The following is a 23,317-nucleotide window of genomic DNA, read 5'->3' as shown; positions in this document are numbered from 1 at the left end:
TTCAATGGAGTCGCGAAAGGGCTCACGCCGGTCGCCATACATCGCCCCGGGCGGTCATTTCGCCCATCGCCACAACGATGAGGCGTGGTTCCTCGTAAGGGTCGCGAGCGTGGGCGGCCAACATGTTGTCGAGCATCACCACATCGCCCTTGCGCCAGGCGAACCTGACCGCACAGGCCTCATAGGCCTCGCCGAGCAACGCCATGACGTCGTCTTCAATCGGCGTTCCATCGCCGTAACTGACCATGCGCGGCAGACGATCGGCGCCGAACATATCGAGCAGGTCTTCGCGCATTTCCTCGCCGAGGCAGAACGGATGGTGCAGCTGTACCTGGTTGAAGAAAGCCCGCTCCCCGGTCACCGGATGCTGGATAACCGCCGGACAAAGGGTGCGCACTTGCAGGGTTTCGTCGTCGAGCCATTCGAAATCGGTGCCCTGTTCCCGGCATCGCTGTTCGACGGCCGCGCGGTCGCTGGTGCCGAAGAACGATGCCCAGCTCGGCTCGACGCCAGCGGTAAAGGTGCGGCTGTACATCAGGCCTTTTTGTTCGAACCGAGCCACCACCTGCGGCGGCAGGCTTTGCAGCACTTGGCGGATGTCGGCCAGCGGCGTCGCACCGCCAACCCGTGACGGCTGCTCGCAATAGAACCATTGCTTGCGCGGCCAGCTTTCCAGGTGCGAGCTCTCGTTGTGATACAGGATCATCTCGCGCTCGGGATACGGCGTGGAGCGGTAGACGTTGCGTCCGCCCTCCTTCTTCGGCAAGTCGCCGTAGCTGCCGTGCAACCCGGGTGACAAGGCTTCGGCGAACGCCTCGAAGGCCGGCACCGAACCGAGGTCAAAACCACGAAACAGCACCGCGCCGTGACGACACAGCAACGCCTCGATAGCCTCGCGATGGGTGTTGGCCCACAGCGAAGGATCCAGCCCCGGTTCGATCGGTTCGATCACCACCGGCAAACTCAAACCGTCGGCGAGCAATGACAGCCTGACCGATTCGCCGGCCCCGTGACCTGGCCAGACAAGCGAATCCGCCATCCCGTCAGCGGGCATGACGGGCGATGCGTCAGTTTGAAGACTCATGAATAACTCCTGAACCACGGATCATCGGATCCACGTCGCAGGGCCGGACCAATGCGCCCCACCATCGGGCAAGGATAAAAACACTGATCCGGGGTGATGTCTGGCACCGCAAACCGGGACAGAGGGGGTCATGGTGTTTGCTCAGGCCGTTTGCGGAACGGCTGATCCTTGTCCCCATTTCCCGCGACAGACGCCGGCACGAAGTCGGTGCTGAAATGCGTCAGCTGCGAATTGCACAGGTACCGCAAACGATGCCGTGGGTCGCAGTGACGTCTCGAGCACATCGGTTTGCGCAACATGCAAACACGCTGTGCCTGGCATTTAACAGGAGCGTTAGTCATGCCGATTAAGAACACTGGCGGATCGGTCAACCCCGCGCCAGCCCCCCTCACGCCCGGTGCATTCCTGCATGAAACATTCGTCGCCCGGGCCCGTGAATTCCCTGAGCGAACCGCGGTTTCCGACGCCTCTCGCTCATTGAGCTACGCACAACTCGACACGGCTTCGTCGCAGCTGGCGGCCAGGCTTCGCCAGGAAGGCGTCCAGGACGGCATGCTGGTGGGGATGTGCCTGCCACGTGGCGTCGACCTGGTCATCAGCCTGCTGGGTATCCTCAAGGCCGGCGGCGCCTACGTCCCGGTCGACCCGCAATACCCCGGTAAACGTGTCGAACACATCGTGCGCGACAGCGGCCTGGGCCTGATGATCGGTGAACTCGCCGACCTGCCGCAGAGCGCGTCCGTACGCGTCCTGTCCCTGGCCGAGCTGCTGGCCGGGCCGGCCCTGCAACCGCTGCCCGCCAACGACCAACGCAACCCCGACGAGGCCACGGCCTATGTCATCTACACCTCCGGTTCCACCGGTGAGCCCAAGGGCGTATTGGTGGCGCACGGTAACGTCAGCCGCCTGTTGGAAAGTACCCAGCGCTCGTTCGCCTTCACCGAAAACGACGTCTGGTCGATGTTCCACTCCATCGGTTTCGACTTTTCGGTATGGGAAATCTGGGGCGCCCTCGCCCACGGTGGCCACGTCGCCGTGGTGCCCTACGATGTTTCGCGCTCGCCAAATGGCACGCGTCAATGGTTGGCCGACCAGGGCGTGACTGTCCTGAGCCAGACGCCATCGGCGTTCCGCGGCCTGGATGAGGCGGACCGCTCTGCCAGTGCGCCACTGGCCCTGCGCTATGTGGTGTTCGGCGGCGAGGCGCTGCCAGCCACCGTGCTGCGGCCGTGGGTTGAGCGCCATGGCGATCAGAAGCCGGCCTTGATCAACATGTACGGCATCACCGAAGCCACCGTCCACACCACCTTCAAACGCGTGCGTGGCCAGGATCTGGAAAGCGCCGCCATGGTGTCCATCGGCGCGCCGCTGGACGGCTGGCGCCTGCACCTGCTCGACGCCGATCAACAACCGGTGTCCCCAGGCAGCGCCGGTGAGCTGTACATCGAAGGCGCCGGGGTCGCCCTGGGCTACCTGAATCGTCCCGCCCTGAACGCCGAGCGCTTCGTCCAGTTGCCGGGCACCTCGAGTCGTGCCTATCGAACCGGCGACCTGCTGGTGCTGGGAGACGATGGCGAGTACCGCTACGCCGGTCGTTGCGATGAACAGTTGAAGATCCGCGGGTTCCGCATCGAGCCGGGCGAAGTCGAGGCGTGCCTGCAAGCCAGCCCCGCCGTAGTCGCCGCCCACGTGGCCGGTCACGATTACGGCGATGGCGACTGGCGCCTGGTCACCTACGTGGTGCCGACCCATGGCGTGGCGGCCTGGACCGAACAGGTGCGCAGCGAAGTGGCCGCACAGGTGGCCGCGAACCTGCCGGACTACATGCGTCCCTCGGCCTACATCCCACTGGCCGCGTTGCCGGTCACCGACCACGGCAAGATCGACAAGAGCCGCCTGCCCTCGCCCGATTCCACCACCTCGACGGTGGACCACACCAGCGAACCGGGCCTCACCGAACAGGAGCAGTTCGTGCTCAAGGTCTGGTCGGACGACATCGGTCTGAAGAACATCGGCCTGAACGATGATTTCTTCGACTTCGGTGGCACCTCCCTGGCCCTGATCCGCTCGTTGAGCACGTTCAAGGCCCATTACCGGGTCAGCCTCGACCCAGGTGTGCTGGCAGATGGCGCGACCGCCAAAGTGTTGGCCGGCTGCATCCAGCGCTCCCTTGTTCAAGCCCATTGATCGAAAAGGAAAAGCTCATGAGCAAAAAATTCGCCTTGACCCCGGAAGAACGTGCGTCCTTTGAAAAGAACGGCTTCATCGGCCCGTTCGACGCCTATTCGCCAGAAGAAATGAAAGAGACCTGGAAGCGCACCCGCCTGCGCCTGCTCGACCGCAGTGCCGCGGCCTACCAGGACCTGGATGCGATCTCCGGCGGCACCAACATTGCCAACTACGATCGCCACCTGGACGACGAATTCCTCGCCAGCCACATCTGCCGTCCGCAAATCTGCGACCGCGTCGAGAGCATCCTCGGCCCGGACGTGCTGTGCTGGCGCACCGAGTTTTTCCCTAAATACCCGGGCGATGAAGGCACCGACTGGCACCAGGCCGACACCTTCGCCAACGCCTCGGGCAAGCCGCAGATTCTCTGGCCGGAAAACGAAGACTTCGGCGGCACCATCACCGTCTGGACCGCCTTCACCGACGCCAACATCGCCAACGGTTGCCTGCAGTTCATTCCCGGCACCCAGAACAGCATGAACTACGACGAAACCAAGCGCATGGCCTACGATCCCGATGCCAACAACAGCTCGGTGGTCAAGGATGGTGTGCGACGCGGTTTCTTCGGCTACGACTATCGCCAGCTGCAGATCGACGAAAACTGGAAGCCCGACGAAGCCTCCGCCGTGCCCATGCAGATGAAAGCCGGCCAGTTCATCATTTTCTGGTCGACCCTGATGCACGCCTCCTACCCCCACAGCGGCGAGTCCCAGGACATGCGCATGGGCTTCGCCTCGCGTTATGTACCGTCGTTCGTGAAGATCTACCCGGACTCCGACCACATCGAGGAATACGGTGGACGTATCAGCCTTGAAAAGTACGGCGCGGTGCAGGTCATCGGCGAGACGACACCTGAATACAACCGCCTTGTCACCCACACGACCCGAGGCAAGAAGTTCGAAGCCGTCTGATCTTTTCAATGCCATATGACAGTTGGCATGCGCAACGTGCCTGACAGGAGTCCCCAATCCATGACTACTTCCACCGACGCAGCGACGCGCCTGTGTGAGACCGTGAGGATGCTTAGGCACCTTGCCATCCATTTGCCCGATCCTATCTGCCTGAGCTTTTTGGCCCAGGGCAGTGACGTGGCGCCCGACCAGGCTTCCTCCAGCGTGAGAGCCACGGAACGCGCGGTCAGCACCGCGTTCGCCAGGATCGGCGTCAAAGCCGTGCAGTACGTGCATGACGGCGAGGCGCAACTGTCATCTTTCGAGATGTTCATCAGCAAGAAAATCTGCCAGGCGCTCGAGTTTGCCTATGACCACTTCGACGATGTCGACAGTGCCAAGGAATTCGGGCGCCTGGTCAGACACTTCGATTTCAGCGGTGCCGTGCCCGAGGTCGAGACACTGCACCTGATTACCCGCGACAATGTGGCGCTGTCGGTGCATGCCAGCACCGATCAAAACCGCCCGGCCATCGTCCTCGCCCTGCCCTGCGGCATGCCGTTCGACTTGTGTCGCGACTGGTTCAATGCGCTGAGCGAAAGGTTCTTCGTGGTCACCTGGGAAACCCGCGGGCTGTTCGGTTCCTGCACCTCCTTCGATCAGTTGTCCGTGGACACCGATGCCCAGGTGGGCGACCTGATCAATGTGATGAACCACTATGGCCTGCAAAGCGCGCACTTGATGGGTATCTGCGGTGGCGCGGTGATCGCCCTCAGCGCGGCGGCCATCCACACCGATCGGGTCAACTCCCTGAGCCTGTGGCACGGCGATTACAACCTGGGCGACGACAGCCTGCGCACCACCCACCAGCAGAACTTCGAGTGGCTGATGGAATCGGCCGCCGTGGACCGCAACGAAGCCAGCGACCTGCAGGCGTTGTTCCTGGACCAGGCGACCCTGGCGACCATTCCGGACTCCATCGCCCATGCGGCGCTCTACCCTTATGTCAACGAAGAGCTGTTCTATCGCTATGCGCGACTCAACGATGCGCTGAACAAGACTGAGTTGAAGTCGCGGCTGGAGCAGATCACGGCGCCCACCCTGGTCGTCGCCGGCGACGCCGATGAAACCACTCACATTGGTGGTTCCAAGCACATTGCCGAGTCCATAAGTGACGCCTTGCTGCATGTGGAGCGTAATGGCAGCCATCTGGCGTTCTTCGAGTCGACCCATCGCTCGAAACACACCGCCTTCCACTTCCTGGAATCGACCCTCGAATCGACGGTGGTCTGACTCACCGGATAGGGCGCAGTGCAAAACCCGTGGGAGCTGAGCTTGCTCGCGATAGCGGCGGTTCAGCTGGCATCGGTATTGAATGTGCCGCCGTCATCGCGAGCAAGCTCGCTCCCACAGTGGATTGTTGGCGGATGCTGAATCTGTAGGCACCCAGGAACCCATGTGAGAGCGAGCTTGCCCGCGATAGCGGCGGTTCAGCTGGCATCAGTATTGAATGTGCCGCCGTCATCGCGAGCGAGCTCGCTCCCACAGTGGATTGTTGGCGGATGCTGAATCTGTAGGCACCCAGGAACCCATGTGGGAGCGAGCTTGCTCGCGATGGCGCCAGAACAATCTCCCCATGCCTTACTGGCCCACCACAATCGATTCCTGCTCCACCCGCTGGAAAAACGTCTGCGCACGATGGTCCTGGGTATAGGCCACGTTCAACCGCAACCAGTCGCACGCCTCCCCTTGGGGCAGGAACGTCGAACCCTGGGACAGTTGAATCTGCAACTCCCGGGCGATCTGCTGCACCCGTTGTGCCGCCAGGCACCGAGGCCTGGCCCAGACGAACATCCCCCCCATCGGCTCGGCAAACACCTCCCAGTGGGCCGGGTCCAGTTGGCGCAGCGTACTTGCCATCTGCTTGTTCAGGCGCTGGCGCAAGCGTTGGATCAGCTTGCGATAAGCACCGTTGGCCAGCAACGTCGCTACCACGTTTTCCGCCAGCAGCGAACAACCGATGCCGGTAATCATCTTGACTTCGGCCAGGCGTCGGATGATGTCGGGCTGGGCGACCACATAACCGATGCGCAGCGAACTGGACAAGGTCTTGGAAAAACTCGCCAGGTAGATCACCCGGTCCAGGGCATCCAGGGAAGCCAGGCGGGACGTCGGGCCATTCTGGAAATCGGCGTAGATGTCGTCCTCGATGAGGCGAAAGTCATGGGCCGTCGCCAGTTGCAGCAGACGATAGGCCACGCTTGGCGCCAGGCTGGTGCCGGTGGGATTCTGGTACATGCTGTTGATGAAGAAATACGAGGGTTTGTGCTCGCCGAGAAGCTGTTCCAGGTGGGCGATGTCCGGGCCCTGGGCAGTCCTCGGCACCGCCACGGTCTTGACCCCCTGCAGCCTCAGCAGATTGAACAGGTTGTAGTAGCCGGGGCTTTCCACCAGCACCAGGTCACCGGGCTTGAGCAGGGTTCGCACCAGCAGGTCGAGGCCCTGGCTGGCGCCTTGGGTGGTGATGATCTGTGCCGGGTCGACGTGAATGTCGATCAGGCCCAGGCGTTTTTGAAGGTGCTGGCGCAGATGAGGCGAACCCAACGGGGTGCTGTAGTTGAACAACGCGTGGTTGTCGCTGCGCACCACCTGGCGGATCGCCTGGCCCAGGTCGGTGTCGTCGCGCCAGGCGTCGGGCAGCCAGCCGCAACCGAGCTTGAGCTGCGTCGATTCATTGTCGAACAACCGCCACGACGGGTTATCCGTTTCAGCTATCGGCTCCACCGGCAGGGCCACCTGTTGCGCGACAAAAAAGCCCGCGCCATGCCGAGACTCCAGCACCCCGCTGGCAACCAGTTGGTCATAGGCCTTGATCACGCTCGACAGGCTCAGGCCATTTTCCCGGGCCAGCTGGCGAATGGACGGCATTCGCGCGCCGGGGCGAATGCCATGGGCGTTGATCCAGCCCGTGAGGTGCGTCACGAGCTGCCGGATCATGGGCTCGGCAGTGTTGCGATCAATCTTCAGGTCCACGGCGGGCACTCTTGGCTAAGTGTTCTCGATTTTCTAGAAAACAGTTAAACACAAATGACCGGCGTCTGTTCCTTGTTTGCGTTGTGCCCGGCGGCGATAGTCCCCGGGACTTCATGCGCACCCTTTAAGGAACACTCTTGAACCCACAGCATCGACATTCCTGGGGGCTGGCTTTCGGCCTCTGCCTGATCACCCTCGCGGTCAACCTGCAGGCGCCGCTGTACACCACCTACGCGCAGTTGTCCGGCTCCGGGGCCGGGGCCACGGCGGTGGCGTTTTCCGGTTATGTGCTGGGGGTGTTGCCGGTCCTGCTGGCGTTCGGTGGACTGGCCGACCGGGTGGGCCGCAAGCCGTTGATCCTGGTGGCGCTCGGGCTGTCGATGTTGGCGACGCTGGTGACGTTGCTCTGGCCGAGCCTGGTGGCCCTGGGTGTGGCGCGCTTGATGATGGGGGTCGGCACGGGGCTGGCCTCGGCCACGTCGACCGCCTATATGACAGAGCTCATGGCAACCCGCGATACCCGCTCGCCGGCCAACCGGGTCACCGCCAGCACCTCCCTGGGTTTTGGCCTCGGCGCGGCGTTGACCAGTCTGTTCCTGTTCGTCCATCACAGCGCCACGCCCGGCAGCTTCTGGTTGCAGCTGCTGTTGGCCGCCCTGGCGATTGTCGTGGTCTGGCGGCTACCGGACCCGGCGCTGAAAATCAAAGACGCGCCGCTGCTGCGCCTGCCTTTGTTTCCCGCCGGCAGCCTGCCCTACAGCTTTTCCATGCTATTGGCCTGGGCGACTTCGGGCCTGGTCATCGCCATATTGCCGTCGGTGCTGGCAACCCACGATTTGCAGCGTTGGTCGGGCCTGTCGACCTTCACGGTCATCAGTTGCGGCTTGCTCTTCCAGCCTTGGGTGCGACGCATGCCGCCGGCCAGGGCCACGGGCCTGGGGCTGTTGATCCTGCCGGTGAGCTATGCCTTGCTGGCCTGGGGCGCCAGCGTCGGTTCCCTGACCGCCGTACTGCTTGGCGCACTGGGCGCCAGCAGTGCGTGCTATGGCTTCCTGTACCTGGGCGGGTTGTCGGCCGTCACCGCCATGGCCGGCGCGGAAAAGGCCCGGGTCAGTGCCGGTTTTTTCCTGTTCGCCTATGTCGGGTTCAGCATCCCGGTGGTGGTGACCGGGTTGCTGGCCGATCATTTCGGCGCGGACGTGGCGTTGATCGTGTTCGGCCTGGCGTTGTTGGTTGGGGTGTCTGTTACCGGATGGCGTATCGTCCGGACTGAGGCTTATGTGAGCCACCTGTCCCACGGCTGAACACACCAACCTGTGGCGAGGGAGCTTGCTCCCGCTGGGTTGCGCAGCGACCCCAACATTCTGCGATTGCTGCGCAATCGAGCGGGAGCAAGCTCCCTCGCCACAGGGGGCTGGCTGAAGGATTGGGGGAAGCCTTGGACAGCTCGACACTGCGCTCGGCAAAGTCGTATACCATATCCCCACCTAAGCCGAACGACCCGCCGCCGTGACTTTATCCAAGTTCAACCTGCCTGACCTGGGCAACACCCCTTCCACCTCGGAAATCATCACCCGCCACCTGCGCGATGCCATCGTGGCTGGGCATTTTGCCGAGGACGAGCCAATTCGCCAGGATGACATCGCCCGCCAGTTCAACGTCAGCAAGATCCCCGTGCGCGAGGCCCTCAAGCGTCTGGAGGCCGAGGGCCTGGTGATGTTCCAGCGCAATCGCGGGGCGATGGTGACGCGCATTTCCGAGGCGGAGCTGGCGCAGATGTTCGAGGTGCGCATGCTCCTGGAAGACAAAGTGCTGCGCCTGGCGATTCCCAACATGACCGAAGACACCTTCGCCCGCGCCGAAAGCATCTGCCGGGAGTTCGTCGGTGAAGACGACGTCGGGCGTTGGGCCGAACTGAACTGGCAACTGCACGCCTGTCTCTACGAACCGGCGCAACGGCCGTTCATGGTGAGCCTGATTCGCTCGGTCCACGACAAGCTGGAGCGTTACTTGCGCATGCAGATGAGCCTTTCGGCCGGTAAGGACCGTGCCGATCACGAGCACCGGGAAATTATCAAGGCCTGCCGCGCCGGTGATGTCGAGCGGGCCGTGGCGCTGCTGGACGAACACATCGCCGGCGTCTGCGAGACCTTGTTCAAGTTCCTGCCTTCCAGCCATTGATGGGCCAACGCTGTGCCGATTTCGTCATCGGCGATAGATAAAACCATCAAGCCGCCACCCCTGGGCGCGGGCCACGCTTACCGTCACTCACCTGAACGGACGTGGCCCTCCCATGAAACGCATCACCGTGATCGATTCCCATACCGGCGGCGAACCGACCCGACTGGTCACCGACGGTTTTCCTGAACTGGGCCAGGGCAGCATGGCCGAGCGCAAGCAACGCCTGGCCGCCGAGCATGACGCCTGGCGCACCGCCTGCGTGCTGGAACCCCGGGGCAGCGATGTGCTGGTGGGGGCGCTGCTCTGCGAGCCGGTGGACCCGAGCGCCTGTGCCGGCGTGATCTTTTTCAACAACAGCGGCTACCTGGGTATGTGCGGCCACGGCACCATCGGCCTGGTGGCGTCACTGGCCCACCTGGGCAGGATCGGCCCCGGCGTGCACAACATCGAAACCCCGGTGGGCACGGTACAGGCAACCTTGCACGAAGACCGCTCGGTCAGCGTGCGCAACGTGCCGGCCTATCGTTACCGCAAGGCACTGGCCCTGGAAGTACCCGGCATCGGCCAGGTGGTAGGCGATGTGGCCTGGGGCGGCAACTGGTTTTTCCTGATCGCCGAACATGGCCAGCGCGTGGCCGGCGATAACCTCGACGCCTTGACCGCCTACACCTACGCCGTACAGCAAGCCTTGGAGCAGCAGGGTTTTCGCGGCGAGGACGGCGGCCTGATCGACCATATCGAACTGTTTGCCGATGACCCGCAAGCCGACAGCCGCAACTTCGTGCTCTGCCCGGGCAAGGCCTATGACCGCTCCCCTTGCGGCACCGGTACCAGCGCCAAGCTGGCGTGCCTGGCGGCCGATGGAAAACTGCAGCCTGGGCAGATCTGGCGCCAGGCCAGTGTCATTGGCAGCGAGTTCGAAGGCGCCTACGAACACTCGGGCGAGCGCATCGTGCCAACCATTCGCGGTCGCGCCTACATCAGTGCCGAAACCACCCTGATCATCGAAGCGGACGACCCGTTCGCCTGGGGCATTCGTCCGTGAGCCAGGGCCATGTCGCCGATGTGATCGTCATCGGCGCGGGCATCATTGGCGCGGCCTGTGCCCAGGCATTGGCCCGGCGCAACGTCAACGTGTTGGTGCTGGACGCCGGTTGGCACGGCGCCACGGCGGCCGGCATGGGGCATCTGCTGGTGCTGGATGACAACCCGGCGGAACTGGCCCTCAGTCAATACTCCCTGCAACGCTGGCGCGAACTGGCACCGGCCCTGCCCGAGGGTTGTGCCTGGCGCAACAACGGCACCTTGTGGCTGGCGACCAACGCCGAAGAAATGGCGGTGGCCCACAGCAAATACCTGAACCTGCTGGCCCATGGCGAAGCCTGCGAATTGATCGGCCAAGCCGCTCTGCATCAGCGGGAACCCGAGCTACGCCCAGGACTGGAAGGCGGGCTGCTGATCAAGGGCGACGGCATTCTCTACGCTCCGGCAGCCGCCCGCTGGATGCTGGACGCACCTAACATTCGCCAGCAGCGGGCACAGGTCAGCGAAGTCGACGGTCACCGCGTGCGCCTCGGCGACGGTCGCTGGCTGAGCGCCGACGCGGTGGTCCTCGCCAATGGCATCCAGGCCACCGAACTGTGCCCGGAGTTGCCCATCGAACCCAAAAAAGGTCACCTGTTGATCACTGATCGCTACCCCGCCACGGTCACTCACACCCTGGTGGAACTGGGCTATGTCACCAGCGCCCATAACGCCAGCGGGCCGTCGGTGGCGTGCAATATCCAACCACGCCCGACCGGACAATTGTTCATCGGCGCCTCACGGCAGTTCGGCAGCGTCGATCCGCAGGTGGAAGGCTGGATGCTGGCGAAGATGCTCAAGCGCGCCGTTGAATACATGCCAGGGTTGGCGCATCTGAACGGCATCAGGGCCTGGACCGGTTTTCGCGCGGCGAGCCCCGACGGCTTGCCGCTGGTGGGTCAACATCCACAACGCAAGGGGCTGTGGCTGGCGGTCGGTCACGAAGGCCTGGGCGTCACCACGGCACCGGCGACGGCCGACTTGCTGGTGGCGCAGTTGTTCGACGAAACCTCGCCGCTGGCGCCTCAAGCTTACCTGCCGCAGCGTTTCCTTGGAGAGCCGGCCCATGCCTGAATCCCGACCCAAGTCCTTGTGGCGAGGGAGCTTGCTCCCGCTGAATTGCGCAGCAGTCCCCTGGATTGGCCTGACACACCGAGTTGTCAGATCGTTGTCGGGGCCGCTGCGCGCCCCAGCGGGAGCAAGCTCCCTCGCCACGGGATGGGCGTTTGGCGCTGATATCCATTTACCCCTGGGGGATTGTTCCCATGCCTGATCTATTCCTCGACGGCCACCCCTTGTCAGTGGCCAACGGCACCAGCGTCGCGGCGGCATTGGCGCTGGGCGCGGACGGTTGCAGCCGCACCTCGGTCAGCGGCCAGCGACGGGCGCCCTTGTGCGGCATGGGCATCTGCCAGGAGTGCCGGGTGTTGATCGATGGCCGGCGCCGCCTGGCCTGCCAGACCTTGTGCCTCGATGGCATGCATGTGCAGACCCGACCATGAACGAAACCACCGACCTGCTGATCATCGGCGCCGGCCCCGCGGGCATGGCCGCTGCCCTCGCCGCGGCCAGCAGCGGTGCACGCATCGTGCTGCTGGACGACAACCCGCTGCCCGGCGGGCAGATCTGGCGCGACGGCCCCCAGGCCAACCTGCCCGCCGCCGCCCGACACCTGCGCGATCAACTGCACACCTGCGCCAACGTACGCTGCCATGCCGGTACTCGCGTGATCGCCTGCGCGGCAGATAAAACCTTGCTGGTGGAAGATGCCGAGCGCGGCTGGCAGATCAGCTACGAGCGCTTGATCCTCTGCACGGGTGCCCGTGAGCTGCTGCTGCCGTTTCCCGGCTGGACACTGCCCGGCGTGACCGGCGCCGGCGGGTTGCAGGCGTTGATCAAGGGCGGCCTGCCAGTGCGCGGCGAACGGTTGGTCATCGCCGGTAGCGGCCCCTTGCTGCTGGCCAGCGCCGCCACGGCAAAACATCAGGGCGCGCAGGTGGTACGCATCGCCGAGCAGGCCCGTCGCGGCGCCGTCGCCGGTTTCGCCGCGCAATTGCCACGCTGGCCGGGGAAGCTTTTCCAATCGTTCAGCCTGTTCGACCGGCACTACCGCACCGACACTCATGTGGTGGAAGCCCTCGGCCGGGACCGGCTGGAGGGCGTGCGCCTGCAACAGCAAGGCAAGACGATTGAATTGGCCTGCGATCGGCTCGCCTGCGGTTTCGGACTCATTCCCAACACCCAGTTGGGCCAGGCCCTGGGCTGCGCGGTCGAAGACCAGGCGCTGGCGGTGGACGCGTGGCAAGCGACCTCTCGCCGCGAACATTACGCCGCCGGTGAGTGCACCGGTTTCGGCGGCAGCGAACTGGCGCTGGTGGAAGGCGCCATCGCCGGCCATGCCGCCGTCGGCAATAGCACTGCCGCCCAACAGCTGTGGCCCCTTCGCGCACGTTGGCAGGGGTTCGCCCTGGCCTTGAACACGGCCTTCGCCCTCGATCCACGACTCAAGACCCTGGCCACGGCGGACACCCTGGTCTGCCGCTGCGAGGACGTGCCGTATGGCGAACTGGCCGGCCATGCCAACTGGCGCGAAGCGAAACTGGCCAGCCGCTGCGGCATGGGCGCATGCCAGGGCCGAGTGTGCGGCGCCGCCCTGGAACACCTGTTCGGCTGGACTCCACCCCTGCCGCGCCCGCCCTTCAGCCCGGCGCGGATCGAGACTTTGCTGAACCTGGCAGAAACCCCACCCACCTGACCGATCTGCACTCACCCCAATCCCCTGTGGGAGCGAGCTTGCTCGCGATAGCGGTGGGTCAGCTTGCATCGATGTCGGATGCACTGACGCCATCGCGAGCAAGCTCGCTCCCACAGAAGGTTCGCAGGAGACACCGCGGCCCCCAATGTGGGAGCGAGCCTGCTCGCGAAGGCGGCGTGACAGGCAGCACATTTTCGACTGACACTGCGCTATCGCCCCCACAAAAAAAGACGACGCCGGCCATGTACCCCTCGCTCACCGCCCTAGCCCCTTGCGACCTCGACACCCTGTTGCGCAGCCTGCAGCCCATCGCCCCGCTGCTGGACACCCTCGCGGACGTGGTGTTTTTCATCAAGGATCCGCAGGCCCGCTACGCCTTCGTCAACCAGACCCTGGCCCGGCGCTGCGGTTTCAAACACCGTGGAGACCTGCTCGGCCTCACCGCCGACCAGGTGTTCCCCGAACGCTTCGGCCCGCTGTACACCGAACAGGATCGCCGGGTGCTGGCCAGCGGGCGGGAGTTGGCCGACCAGCTCGAACTGCATTTGTATTACGGCAACCAGCCCGTATGGTGCCTGACCCACAAGCTCGCCCTGCACGATCCGGAGGGCCGGATCGTCGGCCTGGCCGGCATTTCCCGCGACCTGCAACTGCCGCAATCGAGCCATCCGGCGTTTCACAAACTGGCGGCGGTGGACGCCCATATCAAACAGCACTTCGCCCGCCCCATCAGCCTTGCCGAGCTGACCGCCATCGCCGAATTGTCGGTGGCGCAACTGGAACGGCACTGCAAGCGCATCTTCCAACTCACACCACGGCAGATGATTCACAAGGCCAGGCTGGAGGAAGCCTCGCGGCTGTTGCTCGACCAGGACCTGCCGATCACCGAGATCGCCCTGCGCTGCGGTTACACCGATCACAGCGCCTTCAGTCGCCAGTTCCGCGCCCTGACCAGCCTGTCCCCCAGCCAATATCGCGAGAATCAGCGCTGATCCATGTTCCCTGATGGGGCGTCGGATCCCGTGGCTGCTCCCATCTGTAACACCACAGGCCAACGTAGCACCCTGCCCCTATATGCCACCGCCCGCCGGAAAAGCCTCTAGGTCAGTCCTCCAACACAATTACTGCGACTCAACCAGAAACAGGCATGCCGATTGCTTATCTAATATCGTATACGAAATCCTCAATACGATATCTCACCGCATTTATTCGACAGCGAGGCATTTATGAAAAACCCTGCATTGGCCGTAGCCCTCAGCGTTGTCCTCACCCCGCTTTTCATCGCCCCGGCCCACGCCGACAAACTCGACGACATCATCGGTTCCGGCAAACTGCGCTGCGCCGTGACCCTGGACTTCCCGCCCATGGGCTTTCGCGACGAAAGCAACAAACCGGCGGGATTCGACGTGGACTATTGCCAGGACCTGGCGAAGGTCCTCGGCGTAGACGCCGAAGTGGTGGAAACACCATTCTCCGACCGAATCCCCGCGCTGCTGTCCGGGCGCGCCGACGTCATCGTCGCCTCTACGTCGGACACCTTGGAGCGAGCCAAGACCGTCGGCCTGACCGTGCCCTACTTCGCCTTCCAGATGGTGGTGCTGACCCGCGACAACACCGGCATCAACAGCTACGCCGATCTCAAGGGCAAAGCCTTGGGCAACACCAGCAGCACCTACGAAGCCATCGCCCTGGAGAAGGACCAGAAGAGCTGGGGCAGCGGCAGCTTCCGCGCCTACCAGTCGCAGAACGACACCCTGCTGGCCGTCGCCCAGGGGCACATCGATGCCACCGTGGTGACCAACACCGTGGCCGCCGCGACCATCAAGTCGGGCAAGTACAAGGGCCTGAAGATCGCCGGTGACGCGCCCTACGTCATCGACTACGTGTCCCTCGGCGCCAAGCGCAGCGAGTACGGCCTGCTCAACTACCTCAACCTGTTCGTCAACCAGCAGGTGCGCACCGGCCGGTACAAGGAGTTGTTCGTCAAATGGGTCGGCACCGACATCCCGCCGGCCAACCTGACCGTTCCCCAGGTGTACTACTGAGGATCGGCGCATGCCAAGCACGCCTGTCCGTGTGAAAGGCCGCAGCCTGGTGGAGGGTGCCGCCCAGGGCGCCCTGCTGTTCGCCGAGGTGGGGCTGAGTTTCTGGGGTGGAGTCGATCCAGCCAGTGGTGAGGTCATCGACCGGCACCATCCCTTGAGTGGCCAGCACCTGGCCGGGCGCGTATTGGCGATTCCCAGCGGACGCGGCTCCTGTACCGGCAGCAGCGTCTTGATGGAGCTGATCAGCAACGGCCACGCCCCCGCAGCCCTGGTGCTGGCCGAAGCCGATGAAATCCTGACCCTGGGCGTGCTGGTGGCGCAGGTGATTTTCCAGCGTTCGTTGCCGGTGTTGTGCGTAGGACACGAGGCCTTCAATGGGCTGCGCGGCCAGGGTTTTGTCCGTCTGGAAGGCGATGTCCTGACATTGTCTGGCCGGCCCCTGGACGACGGCTGGCAAGGTTCGTACGCGGCGTCGCAGCCGCCCACGTTCTCAACCCTGGAACTGACCGGACAAGACCGGGCATTGCTCGACGGCAGCCATGGCAAGGCTGCCCAAGTGGCGATGCACATCGTGCTGCGCATGGCCGAGATCCAGGGCGCCACGCAATTGCTGGACGTGACCCAGGCCCATATCGACGGCTGCATCTACACCGGTCCCGCCAGCCTGCGCTTTGCCGAGCAACTGGTGCAATGGGGCGCGAAAGTTCGCGTGCCCACCACCCTCAATTCCATCTCCGTGGACCAGCGTCGCTGGCGCGAGCTGGGTGTCGACCCGGCGCTGGGCGAGCCGGCCAGTGCCTTGGGCGACGCCTACATGGCGATGGGCGCCCAGCTGAGTTTCACTTGTGCGCCCTACCTGCTGGACACCGCGCCAAAAGCCGGCGAGCAAATCGTCTGGGCCGAATCCAATGCGGTGGTCTATGCCAACAGCGTGTTGGGCGCGCGCACGCAAAAGTACCCGGACTTCCTCGACATCTGCATTGCCCTGTGCGGGCGGGCACCGTTGACCGGCTGCCATCTCGACGATCCGCGCAAGGCCCGACTGATCGTCGACGTGCCGACGCTGGGCACGGTCGATGACAGTTTCTATCCGCTGCTGGGCTATCACATCGGTAGTCTGGCCGGCCGGCGTATTCCGCTGATACGCGGCCTGGAACACGCCGCACCGAGCCTGGACGACCTCAAGGCCTTCGGCGCCGCGTTCGCCACCACCAGCGCCGCGCCGCTGTTCCACATCGCCGGGGTGACACCGGAAGCCCTCGACCCGGCCGATGTCCTGGAGCGCGACGTCGCGTTGCCACAGGAAAGCGTCGATGCCACGGGCCTGCTTGCCAGTTGGCGCGAACTCAACAGCGCCCGAGATAACTGGGTGGACGTGGTGTCCCTGGGCAATCCGCATTTCTCCCTCAGTGAATTCGCCGCCCTCGCGACCTTGTGCGCGGGCCGGGTCAAGCATCCCTATGTGGTGCTGGCAATCACCTGCGGCCGGGCGGTGTTGGAGCAGGCCCGCAAAGCCGGGTATCTGACCGCCATCGAGGCCTTCGGCGCGGTGCTGGTGACCGACACCTGTTGGTGCATGTTGGGTGAGCCGGTGATCCCGCCCCACGCCACCACGCTGATGACCAACTCCGGTAAATACGCCCACTACGCACCCGGCCTGGTCGGTCGCGGGGTGCACTTTGCCGCCCTCGCCGATTGCGTCGAGGCCGCGTGCACCGCCGCCACTCGCGGCCAGCCGCCAACATGGCTGCAACCCACCCGCACCGGGAGCCCATCCCATGTTTGACTACAGCTTCCAATGGCGCCCGGCCTTGCGCGCCCTGCCCGACATGCTCGCCGGGGCCTGGGTGACCTTCGAGACCGCCGCGCTGTCGATGATTTTCGGCGTGCTGATCGCCCTGGTGCTGACGGTGATGCGCCAAGCCCCGAATCGCTTGCTGCGGGGCGTGGGCAATGGCTGGGTGTCCATCGCCCGCAACACGCCCTCGCTGTTCCAGATCTACATCCTCTACTTCGGCCTCGGCTCCCTCGGGCTGCACGTCAGTTCCTGGCTGGCCTTGCTGGCCGGGATCACCTTCAACAACGCCGGCTACCTGGCGGAAAACTTTCGCGGCGGCCTCAAGGCCGTGCCCGGTACGCAAATGCGCGCCGCCCGTTCGTTGGGGATGAGTGCCTTCCAGGCCTATCGGATGATCATCGTCCCGCAACTGTTGCGCATCGTCTTCTACCCGCTGACCAACCAGATGGTCTGGGCGGTGCTGATGACGTCCCTGGGGGTGGTGGTCGGCCTGAACAACGACCTCACCGGTGTCACCCAGGAATACAACGTCAAGACCTTCCGCACCTTCGAATACTTCGCCCTCGCGGCGGTGCTGTATTACCTGATCGCCAAGCTGATCGTCGGGTTGGCCCGGCTGTTGTCCTGGCGGCTGTTTCGTTACTGAGGAGGGTGGGTCATGTTTTCTACAAGCCTCAGCGTCAACGACCTGCTGTATTTGCTCGAGGGGGCCTGGGTCACGCTGCAACTGACCGTGTGGTCGATCCTGCTGGGCACCTTCGCCGGGTTGTTGTTCGGCCTGTTGCGGGCGCTGCTGCCGCGGGCCAGCCTGCCACTGGCCTGGTTGCTGGACGTGTTTCGCAGTGTGCCGCTGCTGATCCAGTTCGTGCTGTTCAACTCCCTCAAGAGCATCGCCGGCCTGAACCTCAGCGCCTTTGCCGTCGGCTGCATCGTCCTCGGGATCTACGCCGCGGCGTACTTCACCGAGATCGTCCGCGGTGGCGTGCTGGCGGTGCCGTTGAGCACCCGCCGGGCCAGCCGGTCGCTGGGCCTGAGCTATGTGCAGGATCTGCGCTTCATCGTCCTGCCGATTGCCACGCGGGTGGCCTTTCCCGGCTGGCTGAACCTGGTGCTGGGCGTGATGAAGGACACCGCGCTGGTGATGTGGATCGGCATCGTCGAATTGCTGCGGGCGTCGCAAACCATCGTCACGCGCATTCAGGAACCCCTGCTGGTGCTGTGCATCGCGGGCCTCATTTACTACGTCATGAGCCTGGTGGTCGCCCGCCTCGGCGCACGCCTGGAAAGAAGGTGGCAGGAAAATGATTGAGATCGAAAACGTACACAAATCCTTCGGTGACCTGGAAGTGGTCAAGGGTGTGAGCCTGACGGTGGACAAGGGCGAAGTGGTGTCGATCATCGGCGGTTCCGGCTCTGGCAAGTCGACCCTGCTGATGTGCATCAACGGCCTGGAGCCGATCCAGAAAGGCAGCATCCGCGTGGACGGCATCGAGGTTCATGACCGGGCCACTGATCTCAATCGCTTGCGGCAGAAGATCGGCATCGTCTTCCAGCAATGGAATGCCTTTCCCCACCTGACCGTGCTGGAAAACGTGATGCTGGCCCCGCGCAAGGTGCTCGGCAAGAGCCGGCAGGACGCCGAGGCGCTGGCGGTGCAGCAGCTTGAACATGTGGGCCTGGGGGACAAGCTCAAGGCCTTCCCCGGCAAGCTTTCCGGCGGCCAGCAGCAGCGCATGGCGATCGCCAGGGCGCTGGCGATGTCGCCGGACTACATGCTCTTCGACGAAGCCACCTCGGCCCTGGATCCGCAACTGGTGGGCGAAGTGCTGGACACCATGCGCATGCTCGCCGAAGACGGCATGACCATGGTGCTGGTGACCCATGAGATCCGCTTCGCCCGGGACGTGTCCGACCGCGTGGCGTTCTTTTGCAATGGGCGGGTCCATGAGATCGGCCCGCCGGACCAGGTGATCGGCAACCCGGTGCAGCCGGAGACGGCGGCGTTTCTCAAGTCGGTGAAATAACGGAGGGCCCTATCGCGAGCAAGCTCGCTCCCACAGGGGAACGCATTTCAATGTGGGAGCGAGCTTGCTCCCGATGAGGCCCGACCAGACAACCCAAGGATTTGACTCATGCGCTCATCCAAAATCATCCATGTAGTCAGTTGCCACGCCGAAGGCGAAGTCGGCGATGTGATCGTCGGCGGTGTCGCGCCACCACCCGGTGCCACGGTGTGGGAGCAGTCACGCTGGATCGCCCAGGACCAGACCCTGCGCAACTTCGTCCTCAACGAGCCCCGTGGCGGTGTGTTCCGTCACGTCAACCTGCTGGTGCCGGCCAAGGACCCACGGGCGCAAATGGCCTGGATCATCATGGAACCGGCCGACACCCCGCCGATGTCCGGCTCCAACTCGCTGTGCGTCGCCACCGTGTTGCTGGACAGCGGCATCCTGCCGATGACCGAGCCCCAGACCCGCCTGGTACTGGAGGCCCCGGGCGGCCTGATCGAGGCGGTGGCCGACTGCCGCGACGGCAAGGTGCAACGGGTCGAGATCAAGAACGTGCCCTCCTTCGCCGACCGCCTCGATGCCTGGATCGAAGTCGAAGGCCTGGGCTCCCTGCAGGTGGACACCGCTTATGGCGGCGACAGCTTTGTCATCGTCGACGCCCAACGCCTGGGTTTTGCCATTCGCCCCGAGGAAGCCGCCGAGCTGGTGGCCGTGGGCTTGAAGATCACCCGCGCCGCCAACGAACAACTGGGCTTCGTGCACCCGTTGAATCCTGATTGGTCGCACATCTCGTTCTGCCAGATCGCCGCGCCCATCGCCCAGGAGAATGGGATCGCCACTGGCGCCAACGCCGTGGTGATCCAGCCCGGCAAGATCGACCGTTCCCCCACCGGCACCGGTTGCTCGGCACGCATGGCGGTGTTGCACGCCAAGGGCTTGATGCAGGTGGGCGAGCGGTTTATCGGCCGCTCGATCATCGGCTCCGAATTCCACTGCCGCATCGACTCACTGACCGACGTGGCCGGACGCCCGGCGATTTACCCATGCATCGCCGGACGGGCGTGGATCACCGGGACTCATCAGTTGTTGCTCGACCCGGCCGACCCGTGGCCCCAGGGCTATCGGCTTTCCGACACCTGGCCTGGCGCATGAATTTTGCACTTTGCACATCCCCTGTGGCGAGGGAGCTTGCTCCCGCTGGGTCGCGAAGCGGCCCTCTGGATTTGCCTGACACACCGAGTTGCCAGGTCGTTATTGGGGCCGCTTCGCAGCCCAGCGGGAGCAAGCTCCCTCGCCACAAAAGCTCTGTATTCGACTCAACTTTATTCGCGTATACGAAATACCATTAACCACCGGAGACAACCCATGAGCAAACGCATCAACTGGAGCGGCGTGTTCCCTGCCGTCACCACTCAATTCAACGATGACTTTTCCATCAACCTGGAAAAAACCCACCAAGTGATTTCCAACGTCATCCGTGACGGTGTTTCCGGCCTGGTGGTCTGCGGTTCGGTGGGGGAAAACACCTCCCTGAGCGCCGAGGAAAAAATCGCCGTGACCGAAGTCGCGGTGGACGCCTCCCGTGGCCGCGTGCCAGTGATTTGCGGCGTGGCCGAGTTCACCAGCGTGCAGGCCGCCAAGGTCGCCAACGCGGTGCGCAAGGTAGGCGTCGACGGGGTGATGCTGATGCCGGCGCTGGTCTACGGCTCCAAACCCTTCGAGACCGCCGAGCATTTCCGCTACGTGGCCCGCCACGCCGATGTGCCGCTGATGGTCTACAACAACCCGCCGATCTACAAGAATGACGTGACCCCGGACATCCTGATTTCCCTGGCCGATTGCGACAACGTGGTGTGTTTCAAGGACTCCTCCGGCGACACCCGGCGCTTCATCGACGTGCGCAACGAAGTCGGCGATCGCTTTGTGTTGTTCGCAGGCCTCGATGACGTGGTACTGGAAAGCCTTGCCGTGGGCGCCGAAGGTTGGGTCTCGGGCATGTCCAACGTGTTCCCGAAGGAAGGCGAGACCATTTTCCGCCTGGCCCGCGCCGGACGGTTCGCCGAAGCGATGCCGATCTACGAATGGTTGATGCCGATCCTGCACCTGGACGCCCGCGCCGATCTGGTGCAATGCATCAAGCTGTGCGAAGCCATCGCCGGCCGCGGCAGCGCCCTCACCCGCCCACCGCGCCTGGCCTTGCCAGAGGAAGACCGAGTGTATGTGGAGCAGATCATGGCCAAGGCCATGGCCAATCGGCCGGCGTTGCCGGATGTGGGGCTTTGACCCCAAGGCATGGCGCCAACTGGCGGTGACTGGGACGCCGCCATCGCGAGCAAGCTCGCTCCCACAGGGATTTGTGGTGAGTACGCGATAGTGAGCCCATGGGATTCAAATGGTGGGAGCGAGCTTGCTCGCGATAGCGGTCTGCCTGAAGCGACTATGCTGAATGTGCCGCCTTCATCGCGAGCAAGCTCGCTCCCACACTGTCTGTGGCGGACACAACAGGGAGACCGCCCATGAACTATTTCCTGGCCCAGGCCCTGAACAACCGATGGGCCAACCACAGGCTGCTCGGCGCCTGCGCGCAGTTGAGCGAGGCTGACTACGCCGCGCCGCGCACGGGGTTCTTCCCGTCCATCCAAACCACGCTTTGCCACATCCTGGAAGTGGACCGCTATTACCTCACCGCCCTGGAAGGTGACCGGGACGGCCAGATAAAGGATTTCTCCGAGATCCTGCCCTTTGCCCAGCTCATGCAGAGCCAGGCTCAAACCGACCAGCGGCTTGTGGCCTTCTGCGAATCACTGCGAGAAAAAGACCTCGCCCGCTGCGTCGACCTGGTGCGTGCCGACGGTGTGGTGCTTGAACGAATCGACCGACTGCTGTTGCACCTGTTCGAACATCAGATCCATCACCGCGGCCAGGTGCATTCGATGCTCAGCGGCGCGGGTGTCAAGCCACCGCAGCTCGATGAGTTTTTCCTCGACTGCGACCGTAGGTTTCGGCAGCAAGAAGAACAAACACTGCAACTCAACGAAGCAACTGTCTGGCGAGACTATCGGCCCGACTGAAGCGCTACGCCGAAAAAAAGGCGACGGCCGCTGCCGGCCATCGCCCACCCGGGCGCTATCAGATCCGTGCGGGGGACACGATGATCTTCACGTTGTGCTCCTTGTTGTTCACCAGTTCCTCGAAACCTTGCCCGACGATCTCCTCCAACTGGATGCGCCCGGTCACCAGCGGCGAGATGTCCAGGCGTCCGTCGGCGATGAAGGCAATCACATCGGCGAACTCACCGTTGTAAGCCAGCGCGCCAAGCACTTGCTTCTCGGTGGAGACCAGTTCAAAGAAGTTGAACTCGCTCGGCTCCTCGAAAATGCCCACCAACACGCATTTGCCGGCTTTGCGGATCAGGTCGATGGCAAACTTGGCGGTGTGCTTGTTGCCAATGCATTCGAAACTGACATCGGCCCCCAGGCCAGCGGTCAGGCGGCGGACTTCGGCCAGGGCGTCGCACTCGTTCGGATCGATCACATGGCTGGCGCCGACTTCCAGGGCCTTGGCCTTGCGGGCTCCAGACATTTCCAGGGCAATCACCTGGGCCGCACCGGCCGCCCTGGCGCACATGATGGTGCACAGGCCGATGGTTCCAGCGCCGACCACCACCACGTTCTGACCCAGCAGGCTGCCGGCCTTTTTCACCGCATGCATGCCCACCGCCAGCGGCTCGATCAACGCACCGGCCTCGGTCGGAAAGTCGGCAGGCAGTTTGTAGAGCAGGTTCGCCGGCACGTTGACCAGCTCAGCGAACGCGCCGTTGTTCATCAGCCCGGTGAAGGCCAGGTTCTCGCAGATGTTGTAGAGCCCGTGGGTGCAGTAGTAGCAAGTGCCGCAGTGCTGGCAGGCATCGGCCGCCACCGGTTCGCCGACACTAAAACCCTCGACGCCGGCACCCAGTTCGACGATTTCGCCGCAGAACTCATGGCCGAGGATGCATTGGCCCTTGATCCCGGTCAGCGGGTGCGGCGCGTCCACCGGGATGAACACCGGCCCGGCCACGTATTCATGCAGGTCCGAGCCGCAGATGCCGCACCATTGCACGCGGATCTGCACCCAACCGGCCGGCGGCGAAACAGGCAGTGGCACGTCTTCGACGCGAATGTCGTTGCGGCCATGCCAGACGGCGGCGCGCATGCTGCGGGTTGGCTTG

The 23,317-nt window shown here is 63.8% G+C and carries 21 protein-coding genes; 18 read left to right on the top strand and 3 right to left on the bottom strand.

The genetic code is table 11. The annotated features are described in order from the left end of the window. Positions 1-22 precede the first annotated feature (22 nt). Positions 23-1,084, bottom strand: a complete 1,062-nt coding sequence (locus J4E63_RS20950) for a TauD/TfdA family dioxygenase (RefSeq protein ID WP_103309111.1) — start codon at positions 1,082-1,084, stop codon at positions 23-25. A 339-nt stretch (positions 1,085-1,423) separates the two neighbouring features. Here J4E63_RS20950 and syrB1 point away from each other — a divergent pair, with 339 nt between their 5' ends. Genes syrB1 through J4E63_RS20935 form a run of 3 tightly spaced genes read left to right on the top strand, consistent with a single transcriptional unit; the run spans position 1,424 to position 5,496 of the window. Continuing rightward, entirely contained in the window at positions 1,424-3,271 is a 1,848-nt protein-coding gene (syrB1, locus tag J4E63_RS20945) for a syringomycin E biosynthesis L-threonine--[L-threonyl-carrier protein] ligase SyrB1 (protein ID WP_207283210.1), read from the top strand. Positions 3,272-3,288: 17 nt separating this feature from the next. Next, positions 3,289-4,224 (top strand): syringomycin E biosynthesis L-threonyl-[L-threonyl-carrier protein] 4-chlorinase SyrB2, encoded by a 936-nt coding sequence (gene syrB2 / locus J4E63_RS20940; RefSeq protein WP_060742633.1) that lies wholly within the window; start codon positions 3,289-3,291, stop codon positions 4,222-4,224. A 60-nt stretch (positions 4,225-4,284) separates the two neighbouring features. After that, positions 4,285-5,496: an alpha/beta fold hydrolase gene (locus J4E63_RS20935; protein WP_207283209.1), complete on the top strand. Its 1,212-nt coding sequence runs from the start codon at positions 4,285-4,287 to the stop codon at positions 5,494-5,496. 348 nt (positions 5,497-5,844) lie between these two features. On the opposite strand, the gene J4E63_RS20930 is transcribed toward J4E63_RS20935, so the two are convergent. After that, positions 5,845-7,236, bottom strand: a complete 1,392-nt coding sequence (locus J4E63_RS20930; RefSeq protein WP_207283208.1) for a PLP-dependent aminotransferase family protein — start codon at positions 7,234-7,236, stop codon at positions 5,845-5,847. Positions 7,237-7,373: 137 nt separating this feature from the next. Here J4E63_RS20930 and J4E63_RS20925 point away from each other — a divergent pair, with 137 nt between their 5' ends. The 15 genes from J4E63_RS20925 to J4E63_RS20855 all read left to right on the top strand — a co-directional run bounded on the left by J4E63_RS20925 (position 7,374) and on the right by J4E63_RS20855 (position 22,178). Beyond that, positions 7,374-8,540, top strand: a complete 1,167-nt coding sequence (locus tag J4E63_RS20925; protein ID WP_207283207.1) for an MFS transporter — start codon at positions 7,374-7,376, stop codon at positions 8,538-8,540. A 205-nt stretch (positions 8,541-8,745) separates the two neighbouring features. Beyond that, a complete protein-coding gene (locus tag J4E63_RS20920) occupies positions 8,746-9,417 on the top strand; it encodes a GntR family transcriptional regulator (protein ID WP_060742054.1) in 672 nt (223 codons plus the stop codon). A gap of 112 nt (positions 9,418-9,529) precedes the next feature. Further along, positions 9,530-10,462: a 4-hydroxyproline epimerase gene (locus J4E63_RS20915; RefSeq protein ID WP_207283206.1), complete on the top strand. Its 933-nt coding sequence runs from the start codon at positions 9,530-9,532 to the stop codon at positions 10,460-10,462. After that, on the top strand, positions 10,459-11,574 hold the full coding sequence (locus tag J4E63_RS20910; RefSeq protein ID WP_207283205.1) for an FAD-dependent oxidoreductase: 1,116 nt from the start codon (positions 10,459-10,461) through the stop codon (positions 11,572-11,574). Before J4E63_RS20915 ends, J4E63_RS20910 begins: the two co-directional genes overlap by 4 nt. Before the next feature lie 191 nt (positions 11,575-11,765). Beyond that, entirely contained in the window at positions 11,766-12,002 is a 237-nt protein-coding gene (locus tag J4E63_RS20905; RefSeq protein ID WP_060742051.1) for a 2Fe-2S iron-sulfur cluster-binding protein, read from the top strand. Continuing rightward, a complete protein-coding gene (locus J4E63_RS20900; RefSeq protein WP_207283204.1) occupies positions 11,999-13,255 on the top strand; it encodes an FAD/NAD(P)-binding oxidoreductase in 1,257 nt (418 codons plus the stop codon). Before J4E63_RS20905 ends, J4E63_RS20900 begins: the two co-directional genes overlap by 4 nt. Before the next feature lie 242 nt (positions 13,256-13,497). Next, positions 13,498-14,247 (top strand): AraC family transcriptional regulator, encoded by a 750-nt coding sequence (locus tag J4E63_RS20895; protein WP_207283203.1) that lies wholly within the window; start codon positions 13,498-13,500, stop codon positions 14,245-14,247. Positions 14,248-14,481: 234 nt separating this feature from the next. Continuing rightward, positions 14,482-15,300: a transporter substrate-binding domain-containing protein gene (locus J4E63_RS20890; protein WP_072404405.1), complete on the top strand. Its 819-nt coding sequence runs from the start codon at positions 14,482-14,484 to the stop codon at positions 15,298-15,300. 10 nt (positions 15,301-15,310) lie between these two features. Further along, positions 15,311-17,086 carry an aconitase X gene (locus J4E63_RS20885; protein WP_207283202.1) on the top strand — a complete coding sequence of 592 codons (1,776 nt, stop codon included), beginning with the start codon at positions 15,311-15,313 and terminating at the stop codon, positions 17,084-17,086. Continuing rightward, complete coding sequence (locus tag J4E63_RS20880) at positions 17,079-17,744, top strand: amino acid ABC transporter permease (RefSeq protein ID WP_060742046.1); 666 nt, start codon at positions 17,079-17,081, stop codon at positions 17,742-17,744. Before J4E63_RS20885 ends, J4E63_RS20880 begins: the two co-directional genes overlap by 8 nt. Before the next feature lie 12 nt (positions 17,745-17,756). Then, positions 17,757-18,407: an amino acid ABC transporter permease gene (locus tag J4E63_RS20875; RefSeq protein ID WP_060742045.1), complete on the top strand. Its 651-nt coding sequence runs from the start codon at positions 17,757-17,759 to the stop codon at positions 18,405-18,407. Further along, entirely contained in the window at positions 18,400-19,122 is a 723-nt protein-coding gene (locus tag J4E63_RS20870) for an amino acid ABC transporter ATP-binding protein (protein ID WP_058543020.1), read from the top strand. Before J4E63_RS20875 ends, J4E63_RS20870 begins: the two co-directional genes overlap by 8 nt. A gap of 108 nt (positions 19,123-19,230) precedes the next feature. Beyond that, the gene (locus J4E63_RS20865) at positions 19,231-20,259 is read left to right on the top strand and encodes a trans-3-hydroxy-L-proline dehydratase (protein ID WP_207283201.1); all 1,029 of its coding nucleotides are present in this window, start codon (positions 19,231-19,233) and stop codon (positions 20,257-20,259) included. A 213-nt stretch (positions 20,260-20,472) separates the two neighbouring features. After that, the gene (locus J4E63_RS20860) at positions 20,473-21,390 is read left to right on the top strand and encodes a dihydrodipicolinate synthase family protein (protein ID WP_025213515.1); all 918 of its coding nucleotides are present in this window, start codon (positions 20,473-20,475) and stop codon (positions 21,388-21,390) included. 233 nt (positions 21,391-21,623) lie between these two features. Further along, positions 21,624-22,178: a DinB family protein gene (locus J4E63_RS20855; protein ID WP_207283200.1), complete on the top strand. Its 555-nt coding sequence runs from the start codon at positions 21,624-21,626 to the stop codon at positions 22,176-22,178. Positions 22,179-22,236: 58 nt separating this feature from the next. Here the strand turns inward: J4E63_RS20855 and J4E63_RS20850 are convergent, their stop codons facing one another. Continuing rightward, positions 22,237-23,301, bottom strand: coding sequence for a 2,3-butanediol dehydrogenase (locus J4E63_RS20850; RefSeq protein WP_225613516.1), 1,065 nt, complete (start codon positions 23,299-23,301; stop codon positions 22,237-22,239). Between the last annotated feature and the right edge of the window lie 16 nt (positions 23,302-23,317).

This window comes from Pseudomonas sp. FW300-N2F2 (assembly GCF_017351655.1).
GTDB classification, from domain to species: Bacteria; Pseudomonadota; Gammaproteobacteria; order Pseudomonadales; family Pseudomonadaceae; genus Aquipseudomonas; species Aquipseudomonas fluorescens_AA.
Note: the sequence above shows the minus strand (reverse complement) of the source record. Positions and strands in the feature narration are given on the sequence as shown.